The sequence below is a fragment of the Novosphingobium humi genome, from assembly GCF_028607105.1.
Classification (GTDB): Bacteria; Pseudomonadota; Alphaproteobacteria; order Sphingomonadales; family Sphingomonadaceae; genus Novosphingobium; species Novosphingobium humi.
This window is the reverse complement of the sequence record NZ_CP117418.1, coordinates 1194976-1210923: the sequence shown is the minus strand read 5'-3', so window position 1 is coordinate 1210923 and position 15948 is coordinate 1194976. Positions and strand designations below refer to the sequence as shown.

The following is a 15948-nucleotide window of genomic DNA, read 5'->3' as shown; positions in this document are numbered from 1 at the left end:
TTATGCCCGGAATCCTGCGCGAGATTGCCCATGTGCGCACGGGCGACAAGGGCGACATTTCGCAGATCGCCGTCTTTGCCCTGAATGATGCGGATTATCACCGTTTGCTGGCCGCCGTCACGCCTGAACGGGTGGCGGCGCATTTGCCGGGCCTCTTGCCCCGCCTGATCCGGCGCTATGAACTGCCCGCGCTGGGGGCGATCAATCTCGTGCTGGAGGGGGCGCTGCAGGGCGGCGTCACCCGTTCCCTTTCGCTTGACGCGCATGGCAAGACGCTGGGCGCGCAATTGCTCGATCTTCCCCTTTTGCCGGAGTGATCCGATGATGAAGCTGTTCCGTTACACGCTGCTGGGCGCGACGATGTTGATGGCCCATTCCGTTGATGCGCGCCTGACGCGGATCGAGGTGGAAAAGACCGCCCCCGACAAGCCGGGCTATGAAACGATCAGCGGGCGCTTTTATGGCGAGGTCGATCCCAAAGACACACATAACACCATCATCACCGACATCGCCGCCGCCCCGCGCAACGCGCGCGGCATGGTCGAATATTCGGCCACCTTCGCCATCACCCGGCCTTTGGCGGGCAGCGATACGCTGTTTTATGATGTGCCCAATCGCGGCAATATCCTGCGCGATCCCGATCCGATGGGCTTTGTCCGCGTGGTGTCGGGCTGGCAGGGCGATCTGCCCGAGGATGCCGGGTTGCAGACTATCCGCGTGCCGGTGGCCAGGGGGCTGACCGGGCCGGTGCTGGCGCGTTTTGTCGATATGCCGGCCGGCGTCACCAGCCTGCCGATCACCGGCAGCATCGGCCGCCCCACGCCGCGCCCGCTGCCGGTGTCATTGGATACCACCAAGGCGCGGCTGATGCGGCTGAAGGGCGACAGTGCGCCGCTGGAAACCATCAAGCCGTCGGACTGGGCCTTTGCCGATTGCCGGACGGTGCCTTTCCCCGGTACGCCGGACCCGGCGCGGATTTGCCTGCGCGGCGGTTTCGATCCCAAATTCGCCTATACGCTGGCCTATGAGGGCAAGGACCCGCTGGTGCTGGGTCTTGGCTTTGCCGCCACGCGCGATCTGGTGGCGTTCTTGCGCCATGCCGAAAGGGACGATGCGGGCCACCCCAACCCGGCGGGCAGAATCGCCTATGCGATTGCCAGCGGCACCTCGCAGTCGGGCAATTATGTGCGCACCTTCGTCCATCTGGGCTTTAACGCCGATGAGGCCGGGCGGCGGGTGTTCGACGGGGTCAACCCCAATATTGCCGCGCGTCAGGTGCCGCTCAACCTGCGCTTTGGCGTGCCGGGCGGGGCGGCGGGCCTGTTTGAACCGGGCAGCGAAGGGACGCTGTGGTGGACCCGCTATAATGACCGCGCGCGCGGGCAGGGCGTGTCCAGCCTCCTCGACCGTTGCCATGTCAGCGACACATGCCCCAAGGTGATCGAGACTTTCGGTTCGGCTGAATTCTGGGGCCTGCGCATGTCGCCCGGCCTGATCGGCACGGATGGGCGGGCCGATCTGCCCCTGCCGCCCGAAGTGCGCCGCTATTATTTCCCCAGCACGACCCATGGCGGATCGTGGAGCGGGGGCTTCCCGGTGGGCGGCGATCCCACACCGCAGGGATGCGCGCTGCCGGGCAATGCGGTGTCCTCGATGGAGAGCCTGCGCGCAGCCCAAATGATGCTGGTGGCATGGGTGCGCGAGGGCAAGGCGCCTTTGCCCAGCCGCTATCCCACGATGAAAGGCGGCGATCTGGTGGCGGCCACGGCCAAGGCGATGGGCTGGCCGGCCATTCCGGGCGCGCCGGTGCCCGATGGCAAGCTCAACTCGCTGCTCAATTATGATTTCGGGCCGGGGTATATAACCCATGACACCAGCGGCGTGATCGGCAAGCAGCCCCCGCGCGTGCTGGGCGCTTTGCCGCAGCGGGTGCCGCGGGTGAACGGCGACGGCAATGAAACCGCAGGCATTCCGGCGGTGGCGGTGCAGGTGCCGCTGGGCAGCCATCTGGGCTGGAATGTGAAGGCGGGCGGTTATGAGGCGGGCGGGGGCTGCGGCTTTGCCGGGGGCTTTATCCCCTTTGCCCGGACCAAGGCGGAAAGGCTGGCCAGGCACGATCCGCGCCTTTCGCTCGAGGAGCGTTATCACGATCACGCCGGTTTTGTGGAGGCGGTGCGCAAGGCTGTGGCACGGCAGAAAGCGGCGGGGTGGCTGCTGGAGGCCGATGCGCAAAAGCTGATCGCGCAGGCCGAGGCGAGCAAGGTGCTGACCGACTGAGCCTTTTGCCGGATGGGATGGATGAGGCCATCGCGCAGACCTTGCGCGGTGGCCTTTTTCTTTGGGTTTTACCCTATTTGATAACCCAGACGCATCAATCAATCAGAATATTATATTTCCGTTCTTGAACCAATTTCGCCATGTTCAAACCCAGAAATTGGACAACCCCGCCGAAGGGGATCAGGGACCAAGAGGCTGTCAAAAGGACGGGAAACGCGCTGCTTTTCGGCGCGCTGGCCCGTGCCCGATTGCATTCTCGCCCCTCTCGGCGCGGTGTGCAGGGAGGGCGAAATCATGAATTCTTCGACAAGGGCGCTGTTGATGGGCGGGCTGTCAGGCCTTGCCTTGGCGGGTGCCCCCGCGATGGCGCAGACCGCGCCTGAAACCAAGCCACAGGAAATCATCGTTACCGGCTCGTATCTTGGCAATGTGCGTCAGGAAGACCGCGCCTCGCCCATCGTGTCGGTGGACAGCAAGGCGCTGGAAAAGACCGGCGTGGCCTCGATCGGTGATCTCACGCGCTTTATCCCGCAGAATGTCGGCAGTACGGGCGGCATGCAGGATCTGCAAAAGGGCGGGGCCGACACGCGCGACACGCGTTCGGCCAATTTGCGCGGTCTGGGCTCGGGCGCGACGCTGGTGCTGCTCAACGGCCGCCGCGTGACGCCGCAGGCGGGCGACGGCTATGTCAACTTGAACTCGCTGACGCCTGATATTGCCGTCAATCGGGTGGAAACGGTGCTGGATGGCGCCTCGTCCACCTATGGCGCCGATGCGGTGGCGGGCGTGTTCAACCTGATCACCAACACCAAGTTTACCGGCGTCAAAATGTCGGCCCAATTCATCAGCATGGACAAGTCGCCCGCCTGGAACGTTCAGGCGATGGTCGGCCTTGGCAATGACCGCATCCACAGCGTGTTTTCGGCCAGCTACCGCTTTCAGGACAATCTGCAGAACGGCGACCGCGCCGTCACCAATTTCTTCAACGCCTCGACGACCGGCTATCCGGGCCGCTTCGTCCTTTATGGCCGCCCGCAGACCAGCACCGGCGGCAATGTCATCATCAACGGCAACAATTACACCGCGCTGTATGACGCCAATAAGGCCGCCAATGGCATGCTGACCGTGGTGGACCCCAATTGCGGCCTGTCGGGCACGTCGAGCCTCTATCTGCCCACGGCGGGCGCGACGTTTGGCCTTGGCAATTGCGCCTATTCCTATCAGGCGCAAAACCCGATCCGGCCCCAGTCCAAGAGCCTGAACATCCATAATGACACGACCTTCGAGGTCGCGCCCGGCCATACGATCTATGCCGAGCTGAGCTATTACCATCAGGATTCAAGCCGCTATGGCGTGCCCTCCTATGCCCAGACGCATAATGGCGCGACGCCGCCGCTCATGCCCGCCAGCAATCCGTATAACCCCTTTGGCGTGACCATCGGCTTCCTTGGCCGCGCGATCGGCGCGCAGGGTTTTGCCGGCACCTATCAGTACCGCGTGATGCGCGACACCGTGAACCAGCAGCACTATGTGCTGGGTGCGCGGGGCAAGCTGTTCAACGACTGGAAATACGCGATCTCGGCCACCTATTCGGGCAGCCACACGATCGCCCGCGACAAAGACACCGACATGAACCTGTTTCAGGCCGCGCTGAACGGTTATGGCGGGCCGAATTGCAACATCCGTTTCAATGGCGCCGGTTCGGGCGCGGTGGCGGGCGCGGGCAATTGCCTTTGGTACAGCCCGTTCCAGGCCGACAATGCCAAGCAGGACCCCGCGCTGCTCTACAACCTGCAGACCGACGAATTTTCCGATTTCAAGAACGAATATTTCGTGGGCGAGGCTGTCGCCAATGGCTCTCTGGTGACGATCAACGGCCACAGCCTTGACGTTGCCGTCGGCGTTCAGGCGCGCAAGGAGAAATCGCGCGGGATCTATTCGGATCTGCTGCTCTCGGGCTTTGGCGGCTTTATCGGCCCGGCCCGCAATTATTCCTATACGCGCAATGTCAAAAGCGCCTTTGTCGAGGCCAATTACGAGGTCATCGACGGGCTGAACGTCAATGCGGCGGCGCGTTACGAAGATTACGGCGGCTTCAACTCCACCGCGCCCAAGGTTGCGGTCAACTGGCGCGTGCTGCCCCAGATCTCGCTGCGCGGTTCGCTCAGCCGGGCGTTTCAGGCCCCCGCGATTGCCAACAGCTCGAACGCTTTGATCAGCACGGGCGTGGGCAATATTACCGATCCCAAGGACGGCACCACCACCTTCCGCACCATTGCCACCTATGGCAATCCGAACCTGAAGCCCCAGACGGCCGACGTGTTCAACTTTGGCGCGACCTTCCTGCCGGTGCCCAAGATGCGCCTTTCGGTGGATTTCTGGCAGTTCAAATATAACAACCAGATCCAGACGCAGGGCGCGCAGGCGGTGATCAGCGCCAATCCGAACTCGAGCGCGGTGATCCGCGACACGACGACGGGCTCGGCCCAGACCATCAACGTCACCAGCTTTAACGCCACCAGCGGCACCAAGACGTCGGGCATCGACGTTGCCGCGCAATATGGGTTCAATGTGGGCAAAGTGCAGGTGACGCTGCGCGATGCGGTGACCTATCTGCTCAAATATGACATCGACACGGGCAGCGTGGTCTATGACGGCATCGGCTATCGCAATGCCTTCAACCAGTCGCCCGGTTCGGCCTCGGCCGCGCCCCGCTGGCGCAGCGTGGCGGGCGCGGATTTCGCCTATGGCACGCATGATCTCTCGATCACATGGCGCTATACTTCGGGCGTGCTCGACGATTACGGGCTGAACCTTGGCGCGGCGCCTACCGACCGGATCAAGGCCTTCTCGGTGTTCGACGTGCAATATACCAAGAGCTTTGGCGCCGATGACCGCTTCAGCTTTACCGCGGGTATGATCAACGCCTTTGACACGGCCCCCGGTTTTGCCAAGTTCAACGGCTATCTGCCCTCGATCTCGGACCCCTTCGGGCGCCAGATCTATGCAAGGGTCGGGGCCAAGTTCTGATCCTTCCGGAGCAATGCGAGGACGGGCGCGGGAGAGTATCTTGCGCCCGTTTTCATTTCTGGCGCATCGGGCGCGCTGTGCTAAGCGCGCCGCTGCAACACCAGAAACGGATACCTCCCCCCATGAAGACCAAGCACACTCTTGAAACCGCCGATGTCAAGGCGATCCTGGCCGCCGCCGAGGCCGAAGCTCTTGCCAACGGCTGGGCGGTGTCGATTGCGGTGGTGGATGATGGCGGGCATCTGCTGGGCCAGTTGCGCCTTGACGGCGCCTCGGCCAGCACCGCGCATATGGCGCCTGCCAAGGCGGTGACCTCGATTCTGGGCCGCCGCGAAAGCAAGGTTTACGAGGATCTGATCCTCAACGGCCGCGTTTCGATGCTGACGGCGCCTGCCCTGCAGGCGATGCTCGAAGGTGGCGTACCGATTGTGGTCAATGGCGATTTTGTTGGCGCGGTGGGCGTCTCGGGCGTGAAATCGGAACAGGACGTCCAGATCGCGCGCGCCGGTATTGCCGCGATCCTGTGATGATTGCTCCGGCCGGGGGGCTATTTATTCCCCCTCGGCCAGCAACTGCGCGCGGATGGCCTGCAACTGTCCGCGCTGTTCCAGCGAAATTTCGGGATATTCCGGACCCAGCCCGTCGAGCGCATCCAGCACGATCTGCGAGACGATCAGCCGGGCGTTTTCCTTGTCATCGGCGGGCACGACATACCACGGCGCCTCCTTTGTGCTGGTCGCCTCGATGCAGGCCTCATAGGCGCGGCGATAGTCTTTCCAGAACTGGCGCTCCTCAATATCGGCCGGGGTCATTTTCCAGTTCTTGTGCGGCTCATCGATGCGGGCCAGAAAGCGCTGGCGCTGCTCCTCCTTGGAAACATGCAGGAAGATCTTGACGATCCGCGTGCCGTTGACATGCAAATGCCGCTCGAAATCGCGGATCGAGCGATAGCGCTCCTGCCAGAGCTGGGCGCCCGGCGTGCCGTCGGGGCCGATTTCCTCCTTCAGGCTTTTGGCGTGGACCTTCACCACCAGAACGCTTTCGTAATACGACCGGTTGAAGATCGCGATTTCGCCGCGCCCAGGCAATTTGCCGACCGCGCGCCACAGAAAATCATGCTCCAGTTCGGTGTCGCTGGGCCGTTTGAAGGCAAAGACCCCGCAGCCCTGCGGCCCTACGCCGGCCATGACATGGCGGATCACCCCGTCCTTGCCCGCCGCATCCATCGCCTGAAGGATGATCAGCAGGCCATGGGCATTGGCGGCATAGTGGCGCTGCTGCAGATCGGCCAGACGCGCGACATGGTCGGCCAGAATCGCTTCATAATCGGTCTTGGATTCGTAAACCGGGCTGACATTCGTCTTGCGCTTTTTGAGATCGAGGCTCTTGCCCTCAGGGATGCGATAGGTTTTCAGGGCGATTTCCATGGCTTCCACTCTCCGGGGCTGCGAGGGTTTCTTCTATGCGCCCGCAAGACGCGCGGCGAAAGGGCCATTGTCAAACCTGCGCCATCAGCGCGGCATTGCCCCCCGCCGCAGCGGTGTTGATCGAGACGGTCTGCTCCTCGACCAGCCAGTCGAGGCGGTAACGGCCATCTTCATCGGCCTGCTGGACCAGCGGGATCGGCCCTTCCATCGCGGCAATCTGCAGCATCAGGTCATGGGCTTGCGGCCCCGGCTCAATCAGGATCGCGCCATAGGGATTGGTCGTGGGCAGGGCCGCAATCGCGCCCTGCGGCGACGGCCCTTTGTCCAGCCAGAGCAGATCCGCCGTATTGCCGGTGTTGCGCGTCGCCTCCAATTGGGCCGCCATGCCCCGATGGCTATGCGCGGCGGCCAGCACGCGCCCGCGCGGATGGAGGCGGTAGAGGTTGCGTTCGCCCACGGGGCCCGGCAATTCGCCCGCCCAGTCCAGAGGCAGGTCAAGCGCGGGCCTCGCCCGCACCAGCCGCCCCAGATAGAGCGGCCCGCCCGCCTTGGGCCCGGTGCCCGACAGCCCGCGCCCGCCAAAGGGCTGGACCCCCACCACCGCGCCGATCGTGTTGCGGTTGACATAGATGTTGCCCGCCGCAATCGCCCCCGTCACCTCGGCGATGGTCTCGTCCAGCCGCGTGTGCAGGCCGAAGGTCAGGCCATAGCCGGTGCCATTGATTGCCTTGACCACCGCGCCCAGATCCCCGCGCGCATAGCGCAGGACATGGAGGACCGGGCCGAATACCTCGCCGCCGATTTGGGCGATATCGTCGATTTCGATGATCGTCGGGGCGATGAAACTGCCATGGCCTGTCTCCTCGCCCAATGGCGCCTGCCAGACCTTGCATCCATCGGCGCGCAGGCGCTCGATATGGACGGCAATCGCGGTGCGGGCCTCATCGGTGATGACCGGGCCGATGTCGGTGGAGAGGCGATCCGGGTTGCCCACGCGCAATTCGCCCAAGGCCCCTTTCAGCATCGCCAGTTGCCGTCCGGCAATATCCTCCTGAAGGCACAGGATGCGCAGCGCCGAGCAGCGCTGCCCCGCGCTGTCGAAGGCCGAGGAGAGGACATCGCCCGTCACCTGCTCGGCCAGCGCCGAGGAATCGACGATCATCGCGTTCTGCCCGCCCGTTTCCGCGATCAGCACCGGGGGTGGCCCGTCATGGCGCGCCAATTCGCGCTGGATAAGCTTTGCCACCTGCGTCGATCCGGTGAACAGCACGCCCGCCACATCAGGGTGGGCGACCAATGCCGCGCCGATCTCGCCCGCCCCGGTCAGCATTTGCAGCGCCCCCAAGGGCACACCCGCCTGATGCAGGATCGACACCGCCTGCGCCGCGATCAGCGGGGTTTCCTCGGCCGGTTTGGCCAGCACGGGATTGCCTGCGGCCAGCGCGGCGGCGATTTGCCCGACAAAGATCGCCAGCGGGAAATTCCATGGCGAGATGCAGACCACCGGGCCGATGGGCGTATGGGCCTCGTTCAGCGTCGCGCGCGCCTGATCGGCATAGTAGCGCAGAAAATCGACCGCCTCGCGGATTTCGGCCACGGCATTGGCGGCGGATTTTCCAGCCTCGCGGATGACAAGGCCGATCAGCACGCCGATCTGCCCTTCCAGCAGATCGGCGGCGCGCTTCAGCATCGCGGCCCTTTGCGCAGGGGGCGTTTCGCGCCAGCCCGCCGCCGCGCGGGCCGCATTGGCAAAGGCCAGCGGCACATCGCGCTCCAGTGTCAGGCTGACTTGTCCCACAAGGTCGCGCCGGTCGGCGGGATTGCGCACATCCTGCGGCGGGCGGATCACGGACAGGCCGGGGACCATCGGCCCGGCGCGCCATTCCCGACCTGCGCTGGCCTGCAAAACCCGCGATAGGGCGGCCAGCACGCTTTCACTGGCCAGATCGAGGCCAGAGGAATTGCGCCTTTGCCCATAAAGCCGCGCGGGCAGGACCACCGCCGGATGAGTTGATCCGAAAGGCTCGATCCGGCGCGCCTCGTCGGCGGGTGCCTGCGCCAGATCATGGGGGCTCAGGCTTTCATCCCAGATCCGGTGGACGAAGGAGGAATTGGCGCCGTTTTCCAGCAGGCGCCGCACCAGATAGGCCAGCAAGGTCTCATGCGTCCCCACCGGGGCATAGATCCGGCAGGGGCGGTTCAGTTTGCCCGCGCCCACGACCTCTTCGTAGAGCGGCTCGCCCATGCCGTGCAGGCATTGGAATTCCCAATCGCCGGGCGTGAAATCCGGTCCGGCCAGATGGTAAATCGTGGCCAAAGTCTGGGCATTATGGGTGGCGAATTGGGGAAAGACCGCATCGCGCGCCTCCAGCAACCGCCGCGCGCAGGCGATATAGGACACATCGGTATGAACCTTGCGGGTAAAGACCGGGAAATCGGCCTGCCCATCGACCTGCGCCTTCTTGATCTCGCTGTCCCAATAGGCGCCCTTGACCAACCGCACCATGATCCGCCGTTTGGCCGTTTGTTGGGTGCGGCGCGCCAGATCAATGATCCAGTCGATGACATGGGGGCACCGCTTGCCATAGGCCTGAACCACAAAGCCCAGCCCGCGCCACCCGGCCAGTTCGGAATCGAGCGCGAGGGCTTCGAGAATGTCGAGGCTGATTTCCAGCCGGTCTGCCTCCTCGGCGTCGATATTGAGGCCGATGTCATAATCGCGCGCCAGCATGGCCAGCGCCCGGACACGGGGCAGGAGTTCGTCCATCACCCGGCCTAGCTGGGCGCGGGCATAGCGGGGGTGGAGCGCGGAAAGCTTGATCGAAATGCCCGGCCCGGCATAGGGGCCGCGCCCGGATGCCGCCTTGCCGATGGCGTGCAGGGCGTTTTCATAATCGCGCATATAGCGCGCCGCATCGGCTGCCGTGGTCGCGGCCTCGCCCAGCATGTCATAGCTGTAGGCAAAGCCTTGCGCCTCCAGACGGCGGGCGCGCTTCAGGGCTTCGTCAATCGTTTCGCCGGTGACGAATTGCTCGCCCATCAATTCCATCGCCATATCGACCCCGCGCCGGATCAGCGGCTCGCCCGCCCGCGCGATCAGCCGCGTCAGCGCCGCGCCCAGCGAGCGCTCGCTGTTGGCCCCCACCAGCCGCCCGGTGACGATCAGGCCCCAAGTGGCGGCATTGACGAACAATTTGCGCCCCGCGCCCAGATGCGCCTGCCAATCGCCCCGCGCGATCTTGTCGCGGATCAGCGCGTCGCGCGTGGCATTGTCGGGAATGCGCAGCAGCGCCTCGGCCAGACACATCAGCGCCACGCCCTCCTGACTGGACAGCGCATATTCCTTGACCAGACTTTCCACGCCCCCGCGCTGCCCCTTGGCGCGAAGGGCCGCAACCAGCGCACGCGCCGTTTCGGCAATCGCGCCCTGCATCGCCTCGGGCGCGGTGGCAGCATCAATCAGCGCGGCGATGCAGTCACCCTCGGCCCGGCGCGCGGCATCGGTGATTACGCGGCGCAGGGGCGATGACGCAGCCAGAGCGGGGACAAAATGGGCAAAGGGAGCATCGGTCATCGGCGCATTTCCGTCATGGGGTGGACGGGGCAAGCCTATCGCATCGTGTCTAGGCGTTTCGACCAAAGCAGCCTATCATGGCATGCCAATCGGATAAAGATGGGGTACAATTTAGGCCGATGATGGAGATCCGCGATGGACAATAGCCCGATCGACCAGATCGACCGCAGGATGATCGAGGAATTGCGCGTCGATGCGCGCATGACGGTGGCCGAATTGTCGCGGCGGGTCGGCCTGTCCAAGACGCCTTGCCAGATCCGCCTGAAACGGCTGGTCGAGGAGGGCTATATTCGCGGCTTTCGCGCGGTGATCGACCCGGTGCGGCTGGGCATGGGGCATATCGCCTTTGCCGAGGTCAAACTGTCCGACACCCGCGAAAAGGCGCTCGAAGCCTTCCGCCGCGCGGTTCTGCAGGTCGAGGAGGTCGAGGAATGCCACATGCTGGCCAGCCATTTCGACTATCTGCTCAAGGTCCGCACCGCCGACATCACCGCCTATCGCGCCGTGCTGGGCGAAAAGATCTCCAGCCTGCCCCATGTGGCCAGCACATCGACCTTTGTGGTGATGGAAACCATCGTCGATCAGGGCGGGTGAACAAGGCGATCCTTTCCTGACCTTTTGGGGGCGCGTTAAAATTCTCTGCGAATGGTGAAACGGGCCGATCGGGGTTCGAGCGGATGGGCGTGATAGCCCTCGACGCCCTCGGCCGGTTCGCCCAGCAGGCGCGAGGTGTAGTAATAGGTGGCCGAATCGCTGCGGCTGTTGAAGATGTTGAACAGGCTGACCTGCGCCTTCCATCCGCCCGCCAGAGCATAGGTGACGTCGATGTTCCATTCGCTGTAGCCGCCGTCGCGCGGGTCAAGCTGTCCATCGGCCAGCGAATGCGTGCCCAGCCGCCGCCATTGCAGCGAACCCGACCACGGCCCCAGCCCATTGACCAGCGCGCCTGCCGAATAGGTGAAATTGGGGGCGTCGGCGATATAGGGCTGGGCAATGCCAAAAGCGGCCAGATTGGCCCCGCGATAGCGCGGCCGCGCAAAGGCGAGATCGCTGTTCAGTTCCAGCCAGTGAACCGGACGATATTGCGCGGAAATCTCGATGCCCTGACGGCGGCTGGGGGCGCCCGCCTCGTTTTGGCCGGTGTCGGCGTTATAACGCAGTTCCGAGCCGAAATCCTGCTGGAATGCGGCCATCTGAAGGCTCAGGCGCGCGATGATGTTGCTGCGCATCCCCACCTCCATCCCCGTGGTCGAGGCCAGCAAGGGCGTGCCCCCCGCCGCCAGCGGCACCCCCTGTGTGGGCACGGTGCCGAATACGCCGCGCACATCGTTGGAGTGGAACCCGCGCCCCGCGCTGAAATAGAACTCGGTTTTCGCCCATGGGCCAAGGATCAGGCTGGCCTTGGGTTGCCAGAGGAACTGATGGCCGCGCCCGCTGGTGCCGGTAACATGGCTGACATCATCGGCTCGCGTGTAATCCAGCCGGATCCCGCCCACCGTGCGCAGCCAGTCAGTCCAGCGCAATGTGGTCTGAACATAGGGCGAGAGCATCAGGATATGCACCCTGTCGGCGTTGCAATTGCCGTTGACGGCATTGTAATTCAGAATGCTGCCATCCTCCTGCTTTGCAAAGCAGTCGGGCAGGATCGTATCGCGCCCCCGCGTATGGCGCCGGTCGACCAGCGCGCTGTCATAGCGGACCTGCGCCCCCCACACGGTTTCGGTGTTCAGCCCCAGCACGGGTGCCTTGAGCGCATAGCTCGCCCTTCCGCCCAGCACCGTGCGCGCCTCATGCTGGGCCTGCTGGTCGCCGTTGACGGGATCATAAAGATAGTGGGTGAAATTGTTCCACAGCGTCATCGTCGATCGGATCGCATAGAGGCTGGCGGCAAACTGGCCCGCGCCCAGAGGCTTTTCGATATGGGCCGACAGGCTGTAGCGTTGCGAGCGGCTGTAATCGCTGGGGTCCAATGTGCCATAGCGGCCGATCAGACCTGCCTCGACCGCGCGTTGCGGCTGGTCGGTGGACAGCCGCCCCTCGCTGGCATAGGCCATGGCGGTCAGGGTGAAGCCGTCCTGCGCGGTGCCCTGGCTGTAGCGCAGCATGGCGTTGACCTTGCGGAAATTCTGCCCCGGCTGCCACGGCCCGTCATAGTGGCTCAGTTGAAACGCGCCCAGCAACCGCTGCTGCTGGCCCAAGCGCAAAGTTCCTATGCCTTGCACTTCCTGATAGCCATCAGTGCCGACCGTGGCGGCGATCTGGGCCGGGGCTTCATTCAGCAGCCGCGTGCGCGCCGAGGCGACCGAGCCGAAATCGCCCACACCGGCGTAATAGGGGCCTTTCGTATAATCGATGCCCGCCACCGTCTGGGGCATCAGAAAGCCCAGATCCGAATAGCCCTGACCATGGGCATTGGTGCCGCGATTGACGGGCATATCGTCGATGAAATTGGCAAAATCGGTGCCATGATCCAGCGCATAGCCCCGGATCAGGTAATAGGGCGCCTTGCCCTCGCCCGAATGGGTGGTGACGACAAGGCCGGGGATGCTTTCGAACAATTGCGCGGCGCGATAGATCGGGCGCAGCGCCACCTCGGTCTGGCTGATCGAGCCTTGACTGGCGGTTTCGGCCTTTCCGAGCATTTCGCTGCGCGAGGCGGTGACGATGATGGTTCGGTCTTCCTCGGCGGAGGCAGGCGCCGCGATGGCCATGGTGCATACGCCTGCCAGCAGGAGCAGGAGCAGGAGCAGGCGCGAGGCGGGGAAGGGGGCGGGTGGGCGCAAAATCATGGCGTCGGCTCTCGAATTTCCGGGGCCTTCTTGGTCGCCGCGCCGAAGTGCGCCGGGCGTGATGGCCGAGGCGGGGGAGACAGCTCCGCCTTGGCAGGAGCCGCACTTCGAGCATCATCAGCCCGCGGCCGGGTGCAAGTTCATTACCGTTGGTCGCGCGTTACAGGGCGGTTACAGGCGCCCCGTCACAAAGGCGTAACTCTCATATGGATATCGGATATTCCGCCAAGGCTTCATCCGCCCCAGCGGCGGAAGAACCAGACCTTTACCATATGGGTCAGCGCGCCATAGGCCAGCAGGAAACCCGCCAGTATCGGCCAGTAGAGCGCAGGCAGCGGCTTGAACCCCAGCGCGGCCCCCAGCGGCGAGAAGGGCAGCGCCACCCCGATTGCGCAGATGATCAGCGTGGTGGCGATCAGCGCATTGCTGGCGCGGCTTTGCAGGAAGGGGATGCGCGCGGTGCGGATGATATGGATGATCAGCGTTTGCGTGAGCAGCGATTCCACGAACCAGCCGGTCTGGAACAATGCCGGATCATGCCATGCGTTAAAGATGAAAAGCATGGTGAAATAGGTAGCATAATCGAAGATCGAACTCATCGGCCCGATAAACAGCATGAAGCGCGCGATATTGCCGATTTCCCAGCGGCGCGGCGTGGCCAGATATTCGGGGTCCACATTGTCGGTGGGAATGGTGGTCTGCGAAAAGTCATAGAGCAGATTGTTGGTCAGCACCTGCAAGGGGGCCATAGGCAAAAAGGGCAGCAGGATCGAGGCGCCCAGAACGCTGAACATATTGCCGAAATTCGAGCTGGCGCCCATGCGGATATATTTGATGATATTGGCAAAGACCCGCCGCCCCTCGGTCACGCCATCGCCCAGCACGGCAAGGCTCTTTTCCAGCAGGATGATGTCGGCCGATTCCTTGGCGATATCCACCGCCGTATCGACCGAGATCCCGACATCGGCCGCCTTGAGCGCAGGGCCATCGTTGATCCCGTCGCCCAGAAAGCCCACGACATGGCCATTGGCCTGAAGCGCGGCGATGATGCGGGCCTTTTGCGTGGGCGAAACCTTGGCAAAGACCTGTGTGATCTCGGCTTGCGCTGCCAATTCGGCATCGCTCATTGCCTCGATCTGGCGGCCCAGCAGCAATTGGCCGACGTCCAGCCCGACATCGCGACAGATCTTGGCCGTGACCAGATCATTGTCGCCGGTCAGCACCTTGACCGTGATGCCCGCCTTTTGCAGATCGGCAATCGCCGGGCCTGCGGTTTCCTTGGGCGGATCGAGAAAGGCGACAAAGCCGATCAGCGTCAGGTCGCGCTCGTCCTCGACCGAATATTGCCCCTCGGCCAGCGCGGGCATGGTGCGACAGGCAATGGCCAGCACGCGGAAACCGTCGCGGTTCAGCCCTTGGGCCACGGCATGGATCGCCTCGGCTTGGGGCCCGGCAAAGGGCATCACCTCCTCGCCCTTGCGGAACAGGGTGCAGATGCCCAGCACCTCCTCGACCGCCCCCTTGCATACCAGCAGCGCCTCTCCGTCCGGGCGGCGCACCACCACCGAAACGCGGCGGCGCATGAAATCGAAGGGCAATTCGTCCAGCTTGGCATAATCGCCCGCCGAGATCGGATGCTCTTCCTGCCCCCCATGTTCGAGGATCGCCTCGTCCATCAGATTGCGCAACCCGCTTTCAAACCGGCTGTTGAGCCAGGCATAGGCCAGCACATCGCGGTTATCGCGGCCGTCAACATCCAGATGCAGCTTCAGCACCACCCGGTCCTGCGTCAGCGTGCCGGTCTTGTCGGTGCACAGCACATCCATCGCGCCGAAATTCTGGATCGCGTTCAACCGTTTGACGATGGCCTGTTTGCGCGACATGGCAATCGCCCCGCGCGCCAGATTCATCGTCACCACCATCGGCAGCATTTCGGGCGCCAGCCCCACCGCCACCGCAACGGCAAAGAACAAAGCCTCCAGCCAGTTATGCTTGGTCACGCCATTGATGATGAACACCAAAGGCACCAGCACCGCCATGAAACGCAGCATCAGCGCGACAAACTGGTTAAGCCCGCGATCGAAACTGGTGGTGGTGTCGGCGCCCACGATCTGTTTGGCCACTTCGCCGAAATAGGTGGCGCGGCCGGTTTTCAGGATGATCCCCTCGGCAAAACCGCTGACCACGCTCGATCCCATGAAGCACAGGTTGGGCGCGTCAAAGGGCGCGGCGGCATCGGCATCGGGCGAACTGCGCTTTTCCACCGGCATCGCTTCGCCGGTCAGCGAGCTTTCGTTGACATGGAGGTCATGGGCGCGCAGCAACCGCAGATCCGCCGGGATCAGATCGCCCGCCGCCAGACGCACGATATCGCCCGGCACCAGCACTTCGAGCGGCATTTCAGCAAAATCGGACGTGGCGCGCTTCACGCTGGCATGAACCTGCACCATGCGCTTCAAACGCGCGGCGGCCATGCTCGAGCGATGCTCCTGAACATAGCCCAGCCCCACGCTGAGCAGCACCATGATGGCAATGACAATGGCCGAGCGGTAATCCGACAGCGCCCATGATGTGACCGCCAGCCCCAGCAGCAGCCCGTTGAGCGGCGTCATCAACCGGCTCAGGATCTCGCGCAGGACCGAGAGGCGGACATCATCGGCGATCCGGTTGGGGCCGATACTGTCCAGCTTCTCCTGCGCCGCCTGCTGTGTCAGGCCGCCCGACGAACTGTCGAAATGGCGATAGAGCGCCGCTTCATCCATTCTTGCCAGATCAAGCAGCCCATCGGTCATACGCTCGGCCTTTTCGCATGTTGCGCGTGCAGCGCTACGCCAGCATCCGTTTGGCCGCA

General features: G+C 63.8%; 9 protein-coding genes. 5 read left to right on the top strand and 4 right to left on the bottom strand.

Translation table 11 applies throughout. From position 1 onward, the window contains the following. The first annotated feature begins 2 nt into the window (after nucleotides 1–2). The 4 genes from PQ457_RS21230 (at nucleotide 3) to PQ457_RS21215 (ending at nucleotide 5834) form a co-directional block, all read left to right on the top strand. A complete protein-coding gene (locus PQ457_RS21230; RefSeq protein WP_273619789.1) occupies nucleotides 3–317 on the top strand; it encodes an AtuA-related protein in 315 nt (104 codons plus the stop codon). A 4-nt stretch (nucleotides 318–321) separates the two neighbouring features. Continuing rightward, nucleotides 322–2277, top strand: coding sequence for an alpha/beta hydrolase domain-containing protein (locus tag PQ457_RS21225; protein ID WP_273619788.1), 1956 nt, complete (start codon nucleotides 322–324; stop codon nucleotides 2275–2277). 294 nt (nucleotides 2278–2571) lie between these two features. After that, complete coding sequence (locus tag PQ457_RS21220) at nucleotides 2572–5307, top strand: TonB-dependent receptor plug domain-containing protein (RefSeq protein WP_273619787.1); 2736 nt, start codon at nucleotides 2572–2574, stop codon at nucleotides 5305–5307. A gap of 122 nt (nucleotides 5308–5429) precedes the next feature. After that, nucleotides 5430–5834 (top strand): GlcG/HbpS family heme-binding protein, encoded by a 405-nt coding sequence (locus PQ457_RS21215; RefSeq protein WP_273619786.1) that lies wholly within the window; start codon nucleotides 5430–5432, stop codon nucleotides 5832–5834. A gap of 24 nt (nucleotides 5835–5858) precedes the next feature. Here the strand turns inward: PQ457_RS21215 and PQ457_RS21210 are convergent, their stop codons facing one another. Next, entirely contained in the window at nucleotides 5859–6734 is an 876-nt protein-coding gene (locus PQ457_RS21210; RefSeq protein ID WP_273619785.1) for an ADP-polyphosphate phosphotransferase, read from the bottom strand. 70 nt (nucleotides 6735–6804) lie between these two features. Next, the gene (gene putA / locus PQ457_RS21205) at nucleotides 6805–10308 is read right to left on the bottom strand and encodes a bifunctional proline dehydrogenase/L-glutamate gamma-semialdehyde dehydrogenase PutA (protein WP_273619784.1); all 3504 of its coding nucleotides are present in this window, start codon (nucleotides 10306–10308) and stop codon (nucleotides 6805–6807) included. Between the two features lie 135 nt (nucleotides 10309–10443). Here putA and PQ457_RS21200 point away from each other — a divergent pair, with 135 nt between their 5' ends. Beyond that, nucleotides 10444–10902 carry an Lrp/AsnC family transcriptional regulator gene (locus PQ457_RS21200; RefSeq protein ID WP_273619783.1) on the top strand — a complete coding sequence of 153 codons (459 nt, stop codon included), beginning with the start codon at nucleotides 10444–10446 and terminating at the stop codon, nucleotides 10900–10902. A 35-nt stretch (nucleotides 10903–10937) separates the two neighbouring features. Here PQ457_RS21200 and PQ457_RS21195 read toward each other — a convergent pair whose 3' ends face one another. Together PQ457_RS21195 and mgtA are read right to left on the bottom strand one after the other, a co-directional pair. Then, the gene (locus PQ457_RS21195; protein WP_273619782.1) at nucleotides 10938–13097 is read right to left on the bottom strand and encodes a TonB-dependent receptor; all 2160 of its coding nucleotides are present in this window, start codon (nucleotides 13095–13097) and stop codon (nucleotides 10938–10940) included. A 233-nt stretch (nucleotides 13098–13330) separates the two neighbouring features. Further along, complete coding sequence (gene mgtA / locus PQ457_RS21190; RefSeq protein WP_273619781.1) at nucleotides 13331–15889, bottom strand: magnesium-translocating P-type ATPase; 2559 nt, start codon at nucleotides 15887–15889, stop codon at nucleotides 13331–13333. Nucleotides 15890–15948: the final 59 nt, after the last annotated feature.

Bases quoted from the DNA above. Each gene is read 5' to 3' on its own strand.
- PQ457_RS21230 (WP_273619789.1), top strand. From the start codon at position 3: ATGCCCGGAATCCTGCGCGAGATTGCCCATGTGCGCACGGGCGACAAG.
- PQ457_RS21225 (WP_273619788.1), top strand. From the start codon at position 322: ATGATGAAGCTGTTCCGTTACACGCTGCTGGGCGCGACGATGTTGATG.
- PQ457_RS21220 (WP_273619787.1), top strand. From the start codon at position 2,572: ATGAATTCTTCGACAAGGGCGCTGTTGATGGGCGGGCTGTCAGGCCTT.
- PQ457_RS21215 (WP_273619786.1), top strand. From the start codon at position 5,430: ATGAAGACCAAGCACACTCTTGAAACCGCCGATGTCAAGGCGATCCTG.
- PQ457_RS21210 (WP_273619785.1), bottom strand. From the start codon at position 6,734: ATGGAAATCGCCCTGAAAACCTATCGCATCCCTGAGGGCAAGAGCCTC.
- putA (WP_273619784.1), bottom strand. From the start codon at position 10,308: ATGACCGATGCTCCCTTTGCCCATTTTGTCCCCGCTCTGGCTGCGTCA.
- PQ457_RS21200 (WP_273619783.1), top strand. From the start codon at position 10,444: ATGGACAATAGCCCGATCGACCAGATCGACCGCAGGATGATCGAGGAA.
- PQ457_RS21195 (WP_273619782.1), bottom strand. From the start codon at position 13,097: ATGATTTTGCGCCCACCCGCCCCCTTCCCCGCCTCGCGCCTGCTCCTG.
- mgtA (WP_273619781.1), bottom strand. From the start codon at position 15,889: ATGACCGATGGGCTGCTTGATCTGGCAAGAATGGATGAAGCGGCGCTC.